Origin of the sequence: Candidatus Nitrososphaera evergladensis SR1, from assembly GCF_000730285.1 — an archaeon.
Classification (GTDB): Archaea; Thermoproteota; Nitrososphaeria; order Nitrososphaerales; family Nitrososphaeraceae; genus Nitrososphaera; species Nitrososphaera evergladensis.
Window position 1 is genome coordinate 337,143 of the sequence record NZ_CP007174.1, and the last position, 13,749, is coordinate 350,891.

Below are 13,749 nucleotides of genomic sequence, written 5' to 3' on the forward strand. Positions count from 1 at the left end.
TTCTTGTTGTGGATGATGTCAGCAAAACTGCCGCAGAATATTCATGACAGAGCCCTGCTAACGGAACATGGCATCGACAGGCAGTTTCTGTCGATGTTGACTGACCAACAGGCACAAGACCTTCTAAAGGGCATCCTCTACCTTAAGGAAAAACACAAACACCTGCTTCAATCTTGTACCGACCTGTCATGCAATTAGGTGCCGCAATATTCTGGAGCCTAGGCGATTTTTCTCTGAATCTCAAGTGTGTATATTCTCCATAACGCCAATCGAAGGACCGTTTAAATATTAGGCTAACCTAATTAGGCTTGCCTAATTTCCAGGAAGTCTGGCATATTGGCATCTACCAGCAAGTCTCAAATCACCTCCCGCCCAGTGTGTCACGCTTCAGCTGGGCGGGCCTAACCCTTCTTCTTCTTTGCAAAGCTTGCACATCTTCTGCTAGAAGAGACATCAATAATGTGCCAAATGTACACACATAATTTCATGTTACGCATTATTATAGGGAATTCTTCTCAGATATTGTTGCAGAACAAGTCCAGTTTCTTTTGTATGCAGGATGGAACCTGTGTCTTGTGTACGCAAGAGCAATCACGACGACATTGGTTGGTGTGATTGCTGCGATTATTATTGTCATCAATAATCTGCCGGCTGCATATTCTTGCAGAGCACCCGAGCAGCACATGAACGTTTTAGTGATCTCTGACGACAGCGGGTGTTCCGCAGAGCTGATAAAAAAGGGAATGCTGCTCCCGGATGTTGAAGGCAACAAGCAGTATTTTCCAAGGGATTATGACGTGACGTGCATCGACGGGCTGGTCAAAAAAGGGACAAACACTTTTCAATATATAGAGAAGGTGACAGTGCCTGCACTTCGCAAGGCCGCGCAGGAAAAGGCGGGAAATATTGAAGAGCTCTACATCTTTGTGTACCCGCAATCGCTTGAAAAACAGTTTACGGATTACATTTCCATGCGCTTTGGAGCCGAGCGCGCTAGAACAGCGGATGGGTGGGCAAACGTTGCCGAAAATACGGCATTCTCTCCTGTCTGGGCGGCCACGATATACCACGAAGGAAGGCACCTTGCAATTCATGGTACTTGGCACGATGACGCTGGCAGGCTGCTTCCAAACAACCAGATAAACTACTATCCCGGCTTTGGTCCCAGTCAGAATGACAATGGCAATGACGCTGGAGCGGGGCTGCTAAAGTTCCTCAACATCCGGCCGGCAAGCCTGCCGGGCTGCGGCCTTTCTGTCGTGAACAGCTAATGAAGCCTCTGTTTGTCTGATTAGCCACCGTGCAAAAAATAATATAATAATATTCTTCTCCTTCTTTTGTGTCAAAGCTCGTTTTTCCTTATTCTGTCAACCATAGTCCCGCCCTTGACATCTTGAATTGCCAAAAACTCTACTGCGTCTACGAACGCATACTGCGCAAGCACGTCAAACTTTTGCGGCTTTGTTATGTCCTGCCAGCCGAACTTGATGTACGTGCGCCCGTCGTGAGTCTCTTTGAACTTGTGCAGGGACGCCAGGCTTGAAAACGACCTGTATATGACATAGTTTATTTGCGCCGGGTTCATCGCAAGCGGATATGCGATAAACTCGTACTTGGCAGGATGCTCTACAAACACCGCATGAAACGCCGGAGAATTGCCGTGCATATCCATGACCCTTGACCAGCCTTTCTCTGCATTGTGCCGAGAGTCAAATATCGGCGCGACAACGTCCTGCCGCTCGTCGCCGAAATAGCCCATACCGAGAAATTCGGAGAATCTGACCACCGGGGCGCGAGGCTCTTCTTCTTGCAATACACGCGCAAAAACGCACTTTCGCTATATATTGCTACTTTGCCGCTGCAATCGTTCTTTGAACCATACGTACACCGGTATCAGAGGATGCGAGCCAAGCTCCTGCTCGCTCTTTCTGTTGTAGCACACCATTATCATCCTGCCCAAGAGCATGCTGCGAATGTCGGCTGTCAGCTCGCCTTCCTTCAGCGGCCCGTACAGGCCAAAGAAATAATCCTGCTTGTAAAACGCAACATGCTGCGCAAAGCAGTCTGAAATGATTGCAGGGTCGCCTGCAAGCCTGCCCGCGCCGCTGCTATTCTTTTTTTCCACCGCAAGCTGGAGCTCCCGGTTTAGGTACTTGCTCCTGATGTACTCGGAATCAAGCTTGCCGGCGGAGCTGTTGAGGTAGCTGTCGATGTCGATTGACACCTGCCCTGCCGTGCGCTGGGCAAGCGCTGCTGCCTCGGCAACCTCTTCATGCCTGACCCCTGCCGACCTGCCATAAAGGTACATGATGCACGCAAGCTCGTCTTTTTCAATGAATGGAAAAGCCCGCTTACCTGCAACAAACGCAGAGATCCGCTCTGAAATATCATCTGGGAGCACCATTGCCATGTGCGAATCGGCCACTATCATGACCCCTGACAGGGATACTAACACGTTTATAGTCCTACCCGCGATCCATGTGTGTTATGTCCCAAATAGATAGCACTAAAAAGGTCTATGTGATTGTGCACGGCCAGCGCAATCTGGTAGAGCCGGTGAAGGAGAAGCTTGCGGCGGCAGGATTCAAGAACACCGAGATGGCGTCCTTGGACAAGGCCGGCAACGCCGGCGAATATGTCGCCATGCTGTGGCCTCCAATGGCTGCAAGCGAGATTATGGTAAGCGTCATAACTGGCCCGGCCGAGCCGGGCAAGAGCCAGGGCATGGGGGCATGGGGCTCTGTAGCCACCAAGGAAGTTATGCGCCTACCGCTAAAGAAGTAAGAAAGAAAAAAATGCGCCATCCATTCTTTTTTTGTGCCGTCTGATGGGTAATTTTTCGGCAACACCAAAAATTACGGCCCAGTAACTTGCAGGATGTGGCGGCCGTGATAGCTACAAGCAGCGCGCTAGAATTCTTGCTCATCAGTTGCCGATATGACAAAAAGTTCCGGTATCACTTGTGCCGTTGACGTGTTTATTGATATATCTTGCATGTATCCGACAATCGAGACATCATCGTGTACGCACGCATATGAGCCACAAACAACAGGAGAGAAAATTTGCCTGTAAAAAGACATTCCAAAAAAAGCAATGCTAACCACCGAGCTGGTATTGGCCAAGAAGAAGATGAAAAAAGCACGAGAGGTTCCACAGCAAACGCTGCCGGCCCTTTTGGTGATATTATCATTATCTGCAAGTGGCTTGTTTTTGCAGCCTTGTCCGCAATGCTGGCATTGTCTCTTTTTTTGACGGGCGGAGCTATTGGAAATGATGATGTCGTCTCTGCGATAGAAGGAAATGGCAAAAAAGCTGCGCCTTCAATAACTATCGATCCGCTGCCTGCAAACAACAACAATAGTAGTGGTGAGCCTATAGCGTCCAACTCCACCACTACTGCCATCATCATCAACGGCAAGGCATCGGGTTTTGGCAACAGCACGATAAAGATGGTCGAAGTCCGGATCGAAAACGCCACCTATGAGCCTGCGACGCCTGCCTCCCCGGGTGACTGGTCAACGTGGACCTACCATTACTATTATTATCCATACCTGCTGCAGCCTGGAATCCATGAAATAGTTGCGCGTGCGACAGACAGCGACGGGAGCCGCCAATGGTACGTCATGCCCATAACGGTTTCCCAAGCCCAAGATCCGAGCCAGTCCGTTCAGGCGGCAAGTCCTTTGCCTGTGCCAGCAGCAGCGACAACAGACAGGTTTGGGATCACCAAGCTGTACCCGACTGCAGCCGGCGGGCTGGAATGGTCTTCAAGCTGGGACAACGACAATCCCCGGCAAATCGGCAACGAAATTGATCCTGACGACAGCTGGTTTGATACCGACCACGGTGAAGGGACATACACCGTCGACGGCAACGGCACCCTGACGGCGGCCGGCAACTTTACACGGATGTACGTGCACGACCCTGCCAACGTCAGGGAATGGTCAGAGAACCTGGAAATAACCGTGTATGTCAATAGGATAAACGAAACGCAGCTTGTTGACTATTCTGGGCCAGAGATATTTGCCCGTACAAACCACGGCACGAACGCCGATGAAAACGTGAACCTCTGTGACGACAGGGGTTATGGCGGTGTAGTGCTAGACAGTGGCAAGTGGGCGTTTGTAAAGGAAATAGCCCACCATCTGCCAAATGGCTACACCGAAGTAGGGACTGTAAATCCCTGGAGCGAGCTTCCAAAGAACACCTGGGTGGGCATCAAGTTTGTGCTCCGCAACATGGACAACGACACCAAGGTAAAGCTGGAACTGTACCGCGACATGACTGGAGGATTGAACGGCGGCAGGTGGGAGAAAATGACCGAGTTTATAGACAACGGCACGAACTTCGGGGTCGGCATGGAGCCGTGCAAGTCCTTGGTAAATCCTGCACTGCCACTTGTGCACTCGCTCGTAGACGCCAGCAGCGAATCGAAAAAGCCCATGCTTTCTGTCTATATAAGAAGCGAGTTTGCTACGGTAGGATTCTCTAACTTTAGCATAAGGGAGATCAACCCTCTCCCCTGACCTGAGTGTGTGAATTTGCGTTTTATTGCCGTATCAATGTTTGCACAAATGTAGCTTTTTGCTACATTTTTCCTCTATAACATGCGCGCCTCAACAACGCGGCTTGCTAGCTGACCTGCTGGTTTACCGGATTATACACCCGAAATTAATAACAAAAAACAGCATGGCAATCCATGACTGGCTTCGACAAGAACTGGAGCAACCAGAGCAAGGCTTCGGCCAGCGATAAACTGAAAGAGTCCCTGAGACCGCAGGGACCGCTGAAACCGAGGATCGAGACGGCTGTTAACAAGCTTCAGCTGCAGACATCAAAATTAGACACAATGATCACCAAGATGAACGAGAGGGACGCCGCCCTGTTCAGGAGGGTGGTGGACGCGATGCAGAGGCACGACGCCGACACTGCAAAGGTCCTCTCAAACGAGCTTGCAGAAGTGCGCAAGATCTCCAAGACGCTTGGAAACGCCAAGATGGCAATAGAGCAGGTAAACATGAGGCTGTCCACGGTGCACGACCTTGGAGACGCAATGGTGGCGCTTGGCCCTGCAATGGCCTCGATAAAGGGCCTAAAGTCAGGGCTCACACGCTTTATGCCAGGCGCGGACGCCGAGATAGGCAACATGCAGAACCTGCTCCAAGGCATCATGATGGACTCGCTGCAGGGAAGCGGCATGGGAGTCGAGCTGAACGCAGGCTCGGGCGGCGACATCGACCAGATAATGATGGAAGCATCCGCCGTTGCAGAGCAGAGGGTGACAGACAAGTTCCCCTCAATCCCGGTCGGTAGCACGAGGGTGTCTGTGGAGGGACACCAGCAGCAATAAAACAGCAGTAGGTGAGTATGAGATGGCATCAAGAGCAGGCATAATAGGAATATTTGCAGCCATTGGCTTTGCGATAGGCTTCATGGCGTACCTTGCAACCCCTGCGGTTGGGCAGTACCTCAAGGACATGTGGCCTATGCTGGACCAGAGCATCATCCTTGCCATGATCTGTGGCGGAGCAGGCGCGGCGATAAGCACCATAACCGTCACGGCGTGGGCAAAAAGGGCCTAAAAGCAAGCAAAAAACAAGCAAAAAATCATCTCTCTCTTTTTCCCTTTTCTTTTTTCATTTCATTTCTTGTGAAATTAGCGCGCTCTCTGTTTTCTAAACCATCAAAAAAGATCATCATCTTTTTTTGACGCAGGCTTGCATGACGCAAAGTCTGGGCAGTTGGTCAAAAGAAGACCCCTGACCGCTAGGTTGTTGTCTGCAGCTTTTGCTTGTTGCTACCTTCTTCTGCCTTTCTGTACCCGTGCGTAAAGCCGGCGTCGTACACTTTTGCGTGCTCGTATTTTTTGGGCGCAATCACGTCTCCGACTATGATGAGCGCAGTCTTGATTATCCTTTCCTTCTTTGTTTTTTCCGCAATGTCGCCAAGGGTGCCCTTGATTATCTTTTCATCCTCCCAGGTCGCGCGGTATACCACTGCCGCCGGCGTCTGCTCCGTGTACACGCCGCCTTTCAGCAGTTCCTTCACGACGTCGCCTATCAGGTGCACGCTCAGGTAGAAGGCCATCGTGGCGCCGTGCTTGGCAAGCTCTGATATCGCCTCGCGCTCTGGCACCGGCGTGCGAAGCTCTGCCCTCGTTATTATCAGGGTCTGCGTGATGCCTGGCAGAGTCAACTCTAGCTTCAAGTCTGCCGCCGCGCCAAGGATCGCAGTCACGCCGGGCACCACCTTGCACGCGATGCCGTCAGCTTCAAGCTTGTCTATCTGCTCTCGAATGGTGCTGAAAAGCGCCGGGTCGCCGTCGTGGAACCTGACTGCCAGCTTGCCCGCAAGTGCGCTGTCGCGGAGGATCTGGTAGATCTTTTCCCGGTCAATAAGTGCCGCATCGTGCAGCTCGGCATCCTTGCGGGCGTACTCTAGGTTCTTTGGGTTGAAAAGCGAGCCAGAGTAGATGATGACGTCTGCCTGCTCGACGAGTCTTTTTGCCTTGAGCGTGATAAGCTCGGGGTCGCCCGGGCCGGAGCCAACAAAGTATACCGTCTTCTTATCGCCTTGCATTTTTCTTTGCCACCATTATCGAGAAGTATTTCTCTGTAGGCCCTTTTCTGCCACGCTGCTCTGCAAGCGTCGTCATTTCAAGGATCTCGCCTTCCGAGTCGACGTCCTGCGCTATGGCAAGGGACGCGTCGTCGGGGAACCCCGCCTCGCCGAGTGTGGAAATCACGTTGTCAAAGTACCTGCCGTCCTTTAGGAAAATCACCGTGTCGCATGCCGCAGCGGTCCTTTTCACGCGCTCCATGTCGTAGCACGCCGGGACGACTGCCACGGTCTCGTCGCCCTCTGCCAAGCTTATCTTGGCCTTGTTTGCGATGGCAAATATCGAAGTCACACCGGGCACTATCTCCACCTCGACGTCCGGGTGGTTTTTCTTTAGCTCGCGGTGTATGTATATCCACGTGCTGTACAGCGCCGGGTCTCCAACCGTCAGGTAGACGACCTTTTTTCCGGACCTGACCGCGGAGGCAATCTCGCCGGCGTTCCGGATCCAATAATCCTTGAGCGACTCTCTGTCTTTTACCATCGGGAAAACTAGGCTGACTGCTTTTGCAGCCTTGTCGACATACTGTTCGACCACCGAAAGCGCGATGCTGGGCTTGCCCTCCCTTGCAGTCGGCGCAAATATCACCTCGGCTGCCCTTATCAGGTTCACGGCCCTGACTGTCAGAAGCTCCGGGTCTCCGGGGCCGCAACCGACGCAGTAAAGCTTCATGGGGTACACGCAGTCTAGTTCTGCAATTTAAGTTATCAGAATGGAGGGTACGGGAGCCAGAGAAAACCCACACCGTTTACGGGTGGGATGATGAATCCTGTTCCAGTCACGTAACAGACCAGACCCTCTCCCCACAGTACACCTGTTTTTAAATAATAACAAACCTAGCAAACAATATCGTGCTCAACTACAAGTTCCGCCTCTATCCCACAAAAGAGCAGGAGCTTGTACTGGGACATACACTTAATGGCTGCAGATGGGTGTACAACTATTTTCTGTCAATTCCACCAATGTCGGAATATGATATGAACTATGCCTTAACCGAATTAAAGGAGCAGCACCCTTGGCTCAGGAACTATCATTCTAAGATGCTCCAGATGGTGGGAAAGCAGGTGGCAGCAGCAAGAAAGGTTACTACTGGCAAATTAAAGTACAGAAGAGACTATGACTACAATGCTTTCACGTACAACCAGACAGGATTTCGACTTGACAATAGAGGAGTACTGATATTATCCAAGGTTGGAAGAATCAAGATCCTCCTCCATCGTCAGCCTGTTAATGTCAAGCAAGTAACAGTCTGTAGAAAGTATGGAAAATGGTACGCAATTGCGGCATGCGAAATATTGCGCAGTTCATACTCCAACATAATCTACAAAAAACCTGTGGGAATAGACGTTGGCATAGCCAAGTTTGCTCATGACTCAGATAACCATGTAATCGAGAACCCCCAGTTTCTGTCGAGAATGCTCAAACCATTGCGAAGGGCGCATCGCATCAAGAAGGCAGATAGGCAGCAACAACCACGGGAAAGCCAAACACATGCTCGCCAGCCTGTACGAGCGCATAAACAACAAGCGCAGAGACTTTTTGCACAAAACATCGATGTACTATGCCAGCCACTATAACCTGATATTCTTGGAGCGTTTACGAGTGGCAAACCTGACAAAGAACCACAGACTCGCACGCAAGATACTTGACGCAAGCTGGTCAACGTTCAAGACCATGTTGCAGTACAAAGCCAATCGCGTTGTAGAAGTAGAACCGGCGTACTCTTCCATTGACTGCTCTCGATGCGGCCATCCTGTTCCAAAGTCACTCGCAATGCGCACTCATGTATGTCCAAAGTGTGGGGCGGTGCTTGACAGAGATTATAACTCTGCTATAAACCACCTGCAGAATGGAATAGAACTTTTACGCCTACTACCGGTGGAGCGCCGGGAAGTCACGCCTGTGGAGATTGCATCACTGCGGCAGTCGAAGAAGCAGGAAGCCTGTGGATTTATTCACGGGTAGTTCACGGGAAGAGCTGCTCGCCGGTGTACCGGTCAATTATCCTGATGGCCTTTGTGGGGCACATCTGCGCCGCCGCGTGTATTGTCTCGTAATCGGCGCCCACCTCTGATTCGACCCTTGCCTTTGGGTTTACGCGCTTGTTCTTTTCCACGACAAACACCTTTGGCGCAAGCGTCTCGCAACTGCCAAACGCCATGCACAGCGACGGCTCGACAATGATGTGGAACCTGCTCTTTGGCGTCTCGATGTACGTGGGTCCACCGTAGTAATAGTCACTGGTATCCTTTTTTGCTTCAGACTTTTTCGCCCTTGCATGTTGTTGCTGCTCTGCCGCGTAGTACTCTGTAGCAGCTGCATGCTCTTCTTGTTCTTGCACATGCCGCGGCTCCTCCTCTTGTTGCACGTGCGCCTCTTGCTCGACCACGTCGCCAAAGCTTGATTTGTCGTACTGCTCGCGCTTGTGGATGTCTGATAAAACTTCGTATGCCGCGTTTATCTTTTTGATCATGTCCTCGGCGTGTACCGTGCCGTTCCTGTCAGGATGGTATTTCCTTGCAAGGCGCCTGTATGCCTTTTTGATCTCAAGCTGGCTTGCCCTCTCTGGCACCCCAAGAATGGCGTAGTAACCCTTGTTGTCGGCCAAAACCTGAAGCAAGTGTGTATTTTAGCATTATTATGTCTTTTATGGGTCGTACTGTAAAACCATGCCTCTAGCCGTGTAAAAAAAGACACACACGTACATGTCTGTAATTGTGCCCTTGTGTCCCTTGTTGCTGCCGCCCAGTGCCTATTGACTTGCCCTGGTTGTTGCTCGTTCGGCTAAACATACACCCGGATAATTTTGGCCTCTGCCTGCTTGGAAGGCATACATGCTCAATAAAAAAGCAAGCACGATAGCAGTACTAGTCACGTCAATGCTGTTGATAGGGATTTTGGCCTCCGTCCCGCCAAGTAATAATGCGGTTGCGGAAGAGGAGAAGCAAGACGATAACAACAATAATGATGATGGAGCCATCCATACGCGTGTGTTTATCACCAAGCCGTCGTGCACGGACAAAAGCGCATGGGAGCTCCAGCAGAGCATAACGCTAAACAAGTACGGGTATTATTCTTATACCAACAATTCATCGCTTGATGTGGTTTGTTTTCCGCACGTCAGCCTGCTTACTCTGGACCGCACCGTGGAAAAGGCGAGGGTGGCTTATCCAAAAGACATGCTGATCTTTGTCTACGACCTTTCTTCTCCAAGGGCCGCAAGTAACAACAATAGCAAGAACGCTCAAACCTCGCTTGTCTCTGACCAGTGGGAGTGGAATCTCTGGCTGAGGTTGTATTCAAATATCCCGTCCACTTTTGACTACAGCCTCCTTCTGGGCAAGGCGTGGATAGACAAGGGCTACGCGGTAGCAGACTATAATTCAGAAGTCATAAACCACGAATGGGCCCACCTAGCGACCTGCAAGATCCACGGGCCAAACACCGACGAGGGCAACCCTGCAACGTGGCAACCATTCTTTGCTCAAAACGAAACCCGGCCATGGTGCACCAGCTGATGATGTCGCCGAATCACATTATAAAGGGTCAGTACACTCTTCACAGGCGTGGAACAGAGTTTCGACGATTTCACCAAGGCCGGCTTTGCGCGCCTTTTGAAGCATTTTGAGGGTAACACAGACGAGGTCGTCAAGCTGACAAGGGCCTTTGCCCTTGCGACCAAGGCCCACAAGGGCCACGTCATAGACAACAAGGAGCCGCACGTGAACCACTCGCTCCGGACTGCGCTCATACTTTCAGAGGAATTGCAGATGCGCGACGTTGACATTGCTTCCGCTGCGCTCTTGCACGACGCGCTGGAAGGCGTGCAAGAACAGGAGGTGAGGGAAGAATGCGGCGACAGAGTTGCCGAGATGGTGCGCGCCGTGGCAGAGCCCCGGCCAACGCGCCAGCAGCAGGGAGACGAGCGCGACAAAATCCTGGGCGAATACTTTGCAAAGCTTGCCAAGAGCCCAAAAGAGGCGCGCTGCGTCAAGCTTGCAGACAGGCTCGACACTGCAAGGTCGATGAAGAATCACGCCTACCGCGACAGCGCCTTGCGCTTCAAGGAAGAGGCGCAAAGACACGCCGTGCCGCTTGCGCAGGCAACCGACGAGCGCCTTGCCTTCAAGCTGTCGGTCGCGCTGTACGAGATCAAGTGACGAGGGCTATAGAATTTTTTTTCAAAAGGCTTATCACGAATCTTACCTTATGCTGTACATGTTTGCACCTTTAGGAAAAAGCAGCATGCTTGCTATACAGCTGGCAGCAATAGCAGCAGCTGTACTTGCAACAAGCCACCTTCTTTACGGCAGCAACGCGTTTGCCCAAATCGCTCCCGTTCCGTCGCCGCCACCTCCTCCACCGCCGCAACCGCCGCAGAACTTCACCACTCTCGAACACACGATCCTAGTCTCTGGCACGGCTTCTACAAAGGCGATTCCCGATAGGGCCATCGTCACGTTTGCAGTCGAGACAAGGGATGCCACGGCCGCGGCGGCCCTTGAAAGGAACTCTGACGCCATGAACAAAGTCCTTGCCGCATTAGAAGAAGTAGGAGTGCAAAAGAACGAGACCAGCACGGCGTATTTCAACATCTTTCCCATCTACAACTATACCCAGACTGGAAACGTCCAGTCGCTTCAGGGCTACACTGTGACCAACTCGCTTACCGTGTCAAGCGCAAATACGGGTAACGTGTCTTCTTGGATTGACGCCGCCGTGCAGGCAGGTGCAAACAGGGTCGACAACGTCCAGTTTGTGTTCTCAAACGAGCAGCTAGCCAAGATCCAGTCCGACCTGCTTGAAAACGCCATAGACAACGCAAGGGCCAAGGCCGACACGATAGCCGCAAAACTTGGAGTGCAGATAACAGGTGTGCAGAGCATAGTTTCAATCGACTCTGGGTATATTCCCGGCCCGCTCTATGCGGCGCAAGCCCGGCTTGGCCCGTCCGGGACGCCAATAGTGGTAGGCGCGCAGGAAATCTCGGCAAGCGTCAGCGTGATATACATAATAAGTTAAAAGCCCTCACACACAGAGAGAGGCACCCTCCTCTCTCTCTGGCGTCCTGCTTTTTTTTATTATCTTTCATTATCTATATATGATGAATGCGCGCTGCTCAGGCATCTCTCTACTACAGTATGTGCATCATGCCACCGGAAACAACGTTGACGAACTGCACTGATGCAAGCTCTTTTGTCCTTGCGATCACCGCGTCCATCCACAGGCTGTCTATGCCCTGGCTCCATATCGTCACCTTCTTGTAAATCCGCTGGCCTCCGTGGAAAAAGCCGGTGCAGTCCTCAATGGTCATGTTGGGGTATTTCTGGCTCACGTCCTCGACTACAGCTGCCGCTTCGGCCGGCAGGTACAGGATTGTAAGCGTGGGAAAAGGGATTGCCTCGTTTGACGCGGCCGGAGACGTGTCTTCTGACATAGGTTTACGCCTGCTGACGATTATATCATGATTTCGGGTATATGGAGCAAAGGTTAATTCCTGCCGTACGCCTGTTTCCTGCTGCAAAATGTCAAACAAGATCAAGTGTTCACACATACTTGTCCAGAAGCAGAGCGAGGCTTTGGCCGTCCTTGAGCGGCTGAAAAAGGGCGAGAGCTTTTCCAAGCTGGCGCAAGAGCTGTCGCAGGACAGGGGATCTGGCAAGCGCGGCGGTGACTTGGGTTATTTTGCAAAGGGGGTGATGGTCAAGCCCTTTGAAGAGGCAGCGTTCAAGCTGGAAAAGGGACAGCTGTCAGAACCAGTCAAGACCGAGTTTGGCTACCATATCATCAAGCGGGTGGACTAGTGTAGTTTGGACGCCTATCTGGAAGAGGAGCTGTACGACTTGCTCACGTTCTGCATCCAAAACCCGTCTGCGACTTCTGACATTGCAAGCAAAAAGGGGCGCGTCGCCGAGATAGGCAGGGAGCTTGCCGCCGACGGTGGCGCGGATGCGATGGAAAACATGTTCTTTGCGATTGAAAACCGCATACAGGGCGAGATAGGGGCCGACGCCCGGCCGTACCGGGCGTGGTGGAACGGCATCGCTTCGGAGTGGAAGTACTAGTGCTAGCGCCGCGCTTTAAGCAGCACAAACACCGCTATTGCGCCCATCATGCCTCCAAGGGCCATCAGCACCTGCAGCTGAAAGCCGAGCGCCGGCACCACCGTGTGCTTGCTGCTTGAAGTCACGTACTCGACGCCGTTCTGCTCCTCTGCCTTGGCATAGCCGGCGACGGTCACCTGCCCGCTTGGCGGGGGAGTGCTTGCGTGCATCTTTACCTGCGCACCGTCTACGTCAATCGTGGCGTCCATCTCTTTTGGCACGTACACGCCTTCGCGAAAGCTGCTCTCGCCTATCGAAAACACCGATACCGTCTCGCCCTCGCCCGGCCTGAACACGCCATAGTTCTTCAGTTGCTCGCCTGTCACGTCAAAGAGAAAGTGCCACTGCTGCATCGGCAGGTTAAACCGGCCAAAGTCAAGGATAGGGTCCTGCATTATCTTCTTGCTTGCTTCTGCAGCCAAGAGCTTGTCTGCAAGTTCAGGTACAATTGCGGCAAGCGCGCCGACTGGCTGGTTGATATTTATTACTTCGCCATGACCTGCCGCTGCAACAGTAACCGGGCCCTGCACGGACAGGTTGCGCCATGCAAGGTCGAGGATTGCAGGCTTGCTGTCCTGCTCTTTTTGCAACACGTATTTTGATATCTGCGCCTTGATGTCTACCCTGTACGATATCTGCGCCCTGTCTGCATAGTCCTTTAGCGTTGCTGCATAGTTTACAGTCGCGTTTTCAAGCACAAGCAGGCTTGCCCTCTCACGGGCCGCCCTGTTCAGCGCGTCGACTACTGCCTGCGCGTCCTTGCCCTGCACGGAAAATTCCAGCCTCTCGCCCTTGCCGGCAAGCGTCTTGGCAAGCGCGCTTGCCTCGGGGTAGCGCAGCTCGATTGTGCGGAACGCCGTAAAGTGCACCTGTGAGCTGTCCTGCGCGGGAAGCAAGAGCGCGTCCATCTGGTTTGCATGTGCCGCCTGCGACGATGCAAGGCCTGCAAAAAGAACTGCTGCAACCGCGGCTGAAATCATCGCATGTTGTTTCACGGTACATGTGTATTGGCGCGACGTTTTCTTA

General features: G+C 52.3%; 17 protein-coding genes and 2 pseudogenes. 11 read left to right on the plus strand and 8 right to left on the minus strand.

Annotated features, from left to right (window positions below):
* The first annotated feature begins 683 nt into the window (after positions 1 to 683).
* Entirely contained in the window at positions 684 to 1,271 is a 588-nt protein-coding gene (locus tag NTE_RS01655; protein ID WP_148699447.1) for a hypothetical protein, read from the plus strand.
* Positions 1,272 to 1,342: 71 nt separating this feature from the next.
* Here NTE_RS01655 and NTE_RS01660 read toward each other — a convergent pair whose 3' ends face one another.
* Positions 1,343 to 1,813, minus strand: a complete 471-nt coding sequence (locus tag NTE_RS01660) for a hypothetical protein (protein ID WP_148699448.1) — start codon at positions 1,811 to 1,813, stop codon at positions 1,343 to 1,345.
* A gap of 24 nt (positions 1,814 to 1,837) precedes the next feature.
* Positions 1,838 to 2,455, minus strand: a complete 618-nt coding sequence (locus tag NTE_RS01665; RefSeq protein WP_148699449.1) for a hypothetical protein — start codon at positions 2,453 to 2,455, stop codon at positions 1,838 to 1,840.
* Between the two features lie 32 nt (positions 2,456 to 2,487).
* Here NTE_RS01665 and NTE_RS01670 point away from each other — a divergent pair, with 32 nt between their 5' ends.
* The 4 genes from NTE_RS01670 to NTE_RS01685 all read left to right on the plus strand — a co-directional run bounded on the left by NTE_RS01670 (position 2,488) and on the right by NTE_RS01685 (position 5,582).
* On the plus strand, positions 2,488 to 2,784 hold the full coding sequence (locus NTE_RS01670; RefSeq protein WP_148699450.1) for a hypothetical protein: 297 nt from the start codon (positions 2,488 to 2,490) through the stop codon (positions 2,782 to 2,784).
* Between the two features lie 464 nt (positions 2,785 to 3,248).
* Entirely contained in the window at positions 3,249 to 4,526 is a 1,278-nt protein-coding gene (locus tag NTE_RS01675; RefSeq protein ID WP_148699451.1) for a molybdopterin-binding protein, read from the plus strand.
* Between the two features lie 173 nt (positions 4,527 to 4,699).
* Positions 4,700 to 5,350, plus strand: a complete 651-nt coding sequence (locus tag NTE_RS01680) for a Snf7 family protein (protein WP_148699452.1) — start codon at positions 4,700 to 4,702, stop codon at positions 5,348 to 5,350.
* Between the two features lie 22 nt (positions 5,351 to 5,372).
* Entirely contained in the window at positions 5,373 to 5,582 is a 210-nt protein-coding gene (locus NTE_RS01685) for a hypothetical protein (RefSeq protein ID WP_148699453.1), read from the plus strand.
* A 184-nt stretch (positions 5,583 to 5,766) separates the two neighbouring features.
* Here NTE_RS01685 and cobM read toward each other — a convergent pair whose 3' ends face one another.
* Positions 5,767 to 6,579, minus strand: a complete 813-nt coding sequence (cobM, locus tag NTE_RS01690) for a precorrin-4 C(11)-methyltransferase (RefSeq protein WP_148699454.1) — start codon at positions 6,577 to 6,579, stop codon at positions 5,767 to 5,769.
* Entirely contained in the window at positions 6,566 to 7,291 is a 726-nt protein-coding gene (cobI, locus tag NTE_RS01695; RefSeq protein WP_148699455.1) for a precorrin-2 C(20)-methyltransferase, read from the minus strand. The genes cobM and cobI overlap by 14 nt, the downstream gene beginning before the upstream one ends.
* A 179-nt stretch (positions 7,292 to 7,470) precedes the next feature.
* Here cobI and NTE_RS01700 point away from each other — a divergent pair.
* A pseudogene (locus NTE_RS01700) lies at positions 7,471 to 8,584 on the plus strand (RNA-guided endonuclease InsQ/TnpB family protein).
* Position 8,585: 1 nt separating this feature from the next.
* On the opposite strand, the gene NTE_RS01705 reads toward NTE_RS01700, so the two are convergent.
* Both NTE_RS01705 and NTE_RS17500 read right to left on the minus strand, forming a co-directional pair.
* A complete protein-coding gene (locus NTE_RS01705; protein ID WP_226987295.1) occupies positions 8,586 to 9,008 on the minus strand; it encodes a ferredoxin in 423 nt (140 codons plus the stop codon).
* Positions 9,009 to 9,200: pseudogene (locus NTE_RS17500) on the minus strand (DnaJ domain-containing protein); the annotation flags it as partial. It lies immediately after the preceding gene.
* Positions 9,201 to 9,453: 253 nt separating this feature from the next.
* Between NTE_RS17500 and NTE_RS01710 the strand changes: the two are divergent.
* Genes NTE_RS01710 through NTE_RS01720 form a run of 3 tightly spaced genes read left to right on the plus strand, consistent with a single transcriptional unit; the run spans position 9,454 to position 11,641 of the window.
* Positions 9,454 to 10,137 carry a hypothetical protein gene (locus NTE_RS01710; RefSeq protein ID WP_148699457.1) on the plus strand — a complete coding sequence of 228 codons (684 nt, stop codon included), beginning with the start codon at positions 9,454 to 9,456 and terminating at the stop codon, positions 10,135 to 10,137.
* A 48-nt stretch (positions 10,138 to 10,185) separates the two neighbouring features.
* Positions 10,186 to 10,779, plus strand: a complete 594-nt coding sequence (locus NTE_RS01715; protein ID WP_148699458.1) for an HD domain-containing protein — start codon at positions 10,186 to 10,188, stop codon at positions 10,777 to 10,779.
* 58 nt (positions 10,780 to 10,837) lie between these two features.
* Positions 10,838 to 11,641: an SIMPL domain-containing protein gene (locus NTE_RS01720; RefSeq protein WP_158384976.1), complete on the plus strand. Its 804-nt coding sequence runs from the start codon at positions 10,838 to 10,840 to the stop codon at positions 11,639 to 11,641.
* Positions 11,642 to 11,753: 112 nt separating this feature from the next.
* Here the strand turns inward: NTE_RS01720 and NTE_RS01725 are convergent, their stop codons facing one another.
* Positions 11,754 to 12,056 carry a hypothetical protein gene (locus NTE_RS01725; RefSeq protein WP_148699460.1) on the minus strand — a complete coding sequence of 101 codons (303 nt, stop codon included), beginning with the start codon at positions 12,054 to 12,056 and terminating at the stop codon, positions 11,754 to 11,756.
* 88 nt (positions 12,057 to 12,144) lie between these two features.
* On the opposite strand from NTE_RS01725, the gene NTE_RS01730 reads away from it, so the two are divergent.
* Together NTE_RS01730 and NTE_RS01735 are read left to right on the plus strand one after the other, a co-directional pair.
* Positions 12,145 to 12,423 carry a peptidylprolyl isomerase gene (locus tag NTE_RS01730; protein WP_148699461.1) on the plus strand — a complete coding sequence of 93 codons (279 nt, stop codon included), beginning with the start codon at positions 12,145 to 12,147 and terminating at the stop codon, positions 12,421 to 12,423.
* Between the two features lie 6 nt (positions 12,424 to 12,429).
* A complete protein-coding gene (locus tag NTE_RS01735; protein ID WP_148699462.1) occupies positions 12,430 to 12,684 on the plus strand; it encodes a hypothetical protein in 255 nt (84 codons plus the stop codon).
* A gap of 2 nt (positions 12,685 to 12,686) precedes the next feature.
* Here NTE_RS01735 and NTE_RS01740 read toward each other — a convergent pair whose 3' ends face one another.
* Positions 12,687 to 13,703, minus strand: coding sequence for a hypothetical protein (locus tag NTE_RS01740; RefSeq protein WP_148699463.1), 1,017 nt, complete (start codon positions 13,701 to 13,703; stop codon positions 12,687 to 12,689).
* Positions 13,704 to 13,749 lie beyond the last annotated feature (46 nt).

Coding starts and splice junctions, on each gene's coding strand:
- NTE_RS01655 (WP_148699447.1), top strand. CDS start 684: ATGAACGTTTTAGTGATCTCTGACGACAGCGGGTGTTCCGCAGAGCTG.
- NTE_RS01670 (WP_148699450.1), top strand. CDS start 2,488: ATGTCCCAAATAGATAGCACTAAAAAGGTCTATGTGATTGTGCACGGC.
- NTE_RS01680 (WP_148699452.1), top strand. CDS start 4,700: ATGACTGGCTTCGACAAGAACTGGAGCAACCAGAGCAAGGCTTCGGCC.
- NTE_RS01685 (WP_148699453.1), top strand. CDS start 5,373: ATGGCATCAAGAGCAGGCATAATAGGAATATTTGCAGCCATTGGCTTT.
- cobM (WP_148699454.1), bottom strand. CDS start 6,579: ATGCAAGGCGATAAGAAGACGGTATACTTTGTTGGCTCCGGCCCGGGC.
- cobI (WP_148699455.1), bottom strand. CDS start 7,291: ATGAAGCTTTACTGCGTCGGTTGCGGCCCCGGAGACCCGGAGCTTCTG.
- NTE_RS01710 (WP_148699457.1), top strand. CDS start 9,454: ATGCTCAATAAAAAAGCAAGCACGATAGCAGTACTAGTCACGTCAATG.
- NTE_RS01720 (WP_158384976.1), top strand. CDS start 10,838: ATGTTTGCACCTTTAGGAAAAAGCAGCATGCTTGCTATACAGCTGGCA.
- NTE_RS01725 (WP_148699460.1), bottom strand. CDS start 12,056: ATGTCAGAAGACACGTCTCCGGCCGCGTCAAACGAGGCAATCCCTTTT.
- NTE_RS01730 (WP_148699461.1), top strand. CDS start 12,145: ATGTCAAACAAGATCAAGTGTTCACACATACTTGTCCAGAAGCAGAGC.
- NTE_RS01740 (WP_148699463.1), bottom strand. CDS start 13,703: ATGATTTCAGCCGCGGTTGCAGCAGTTCTTTTTGCAGGCCTTGCATCG.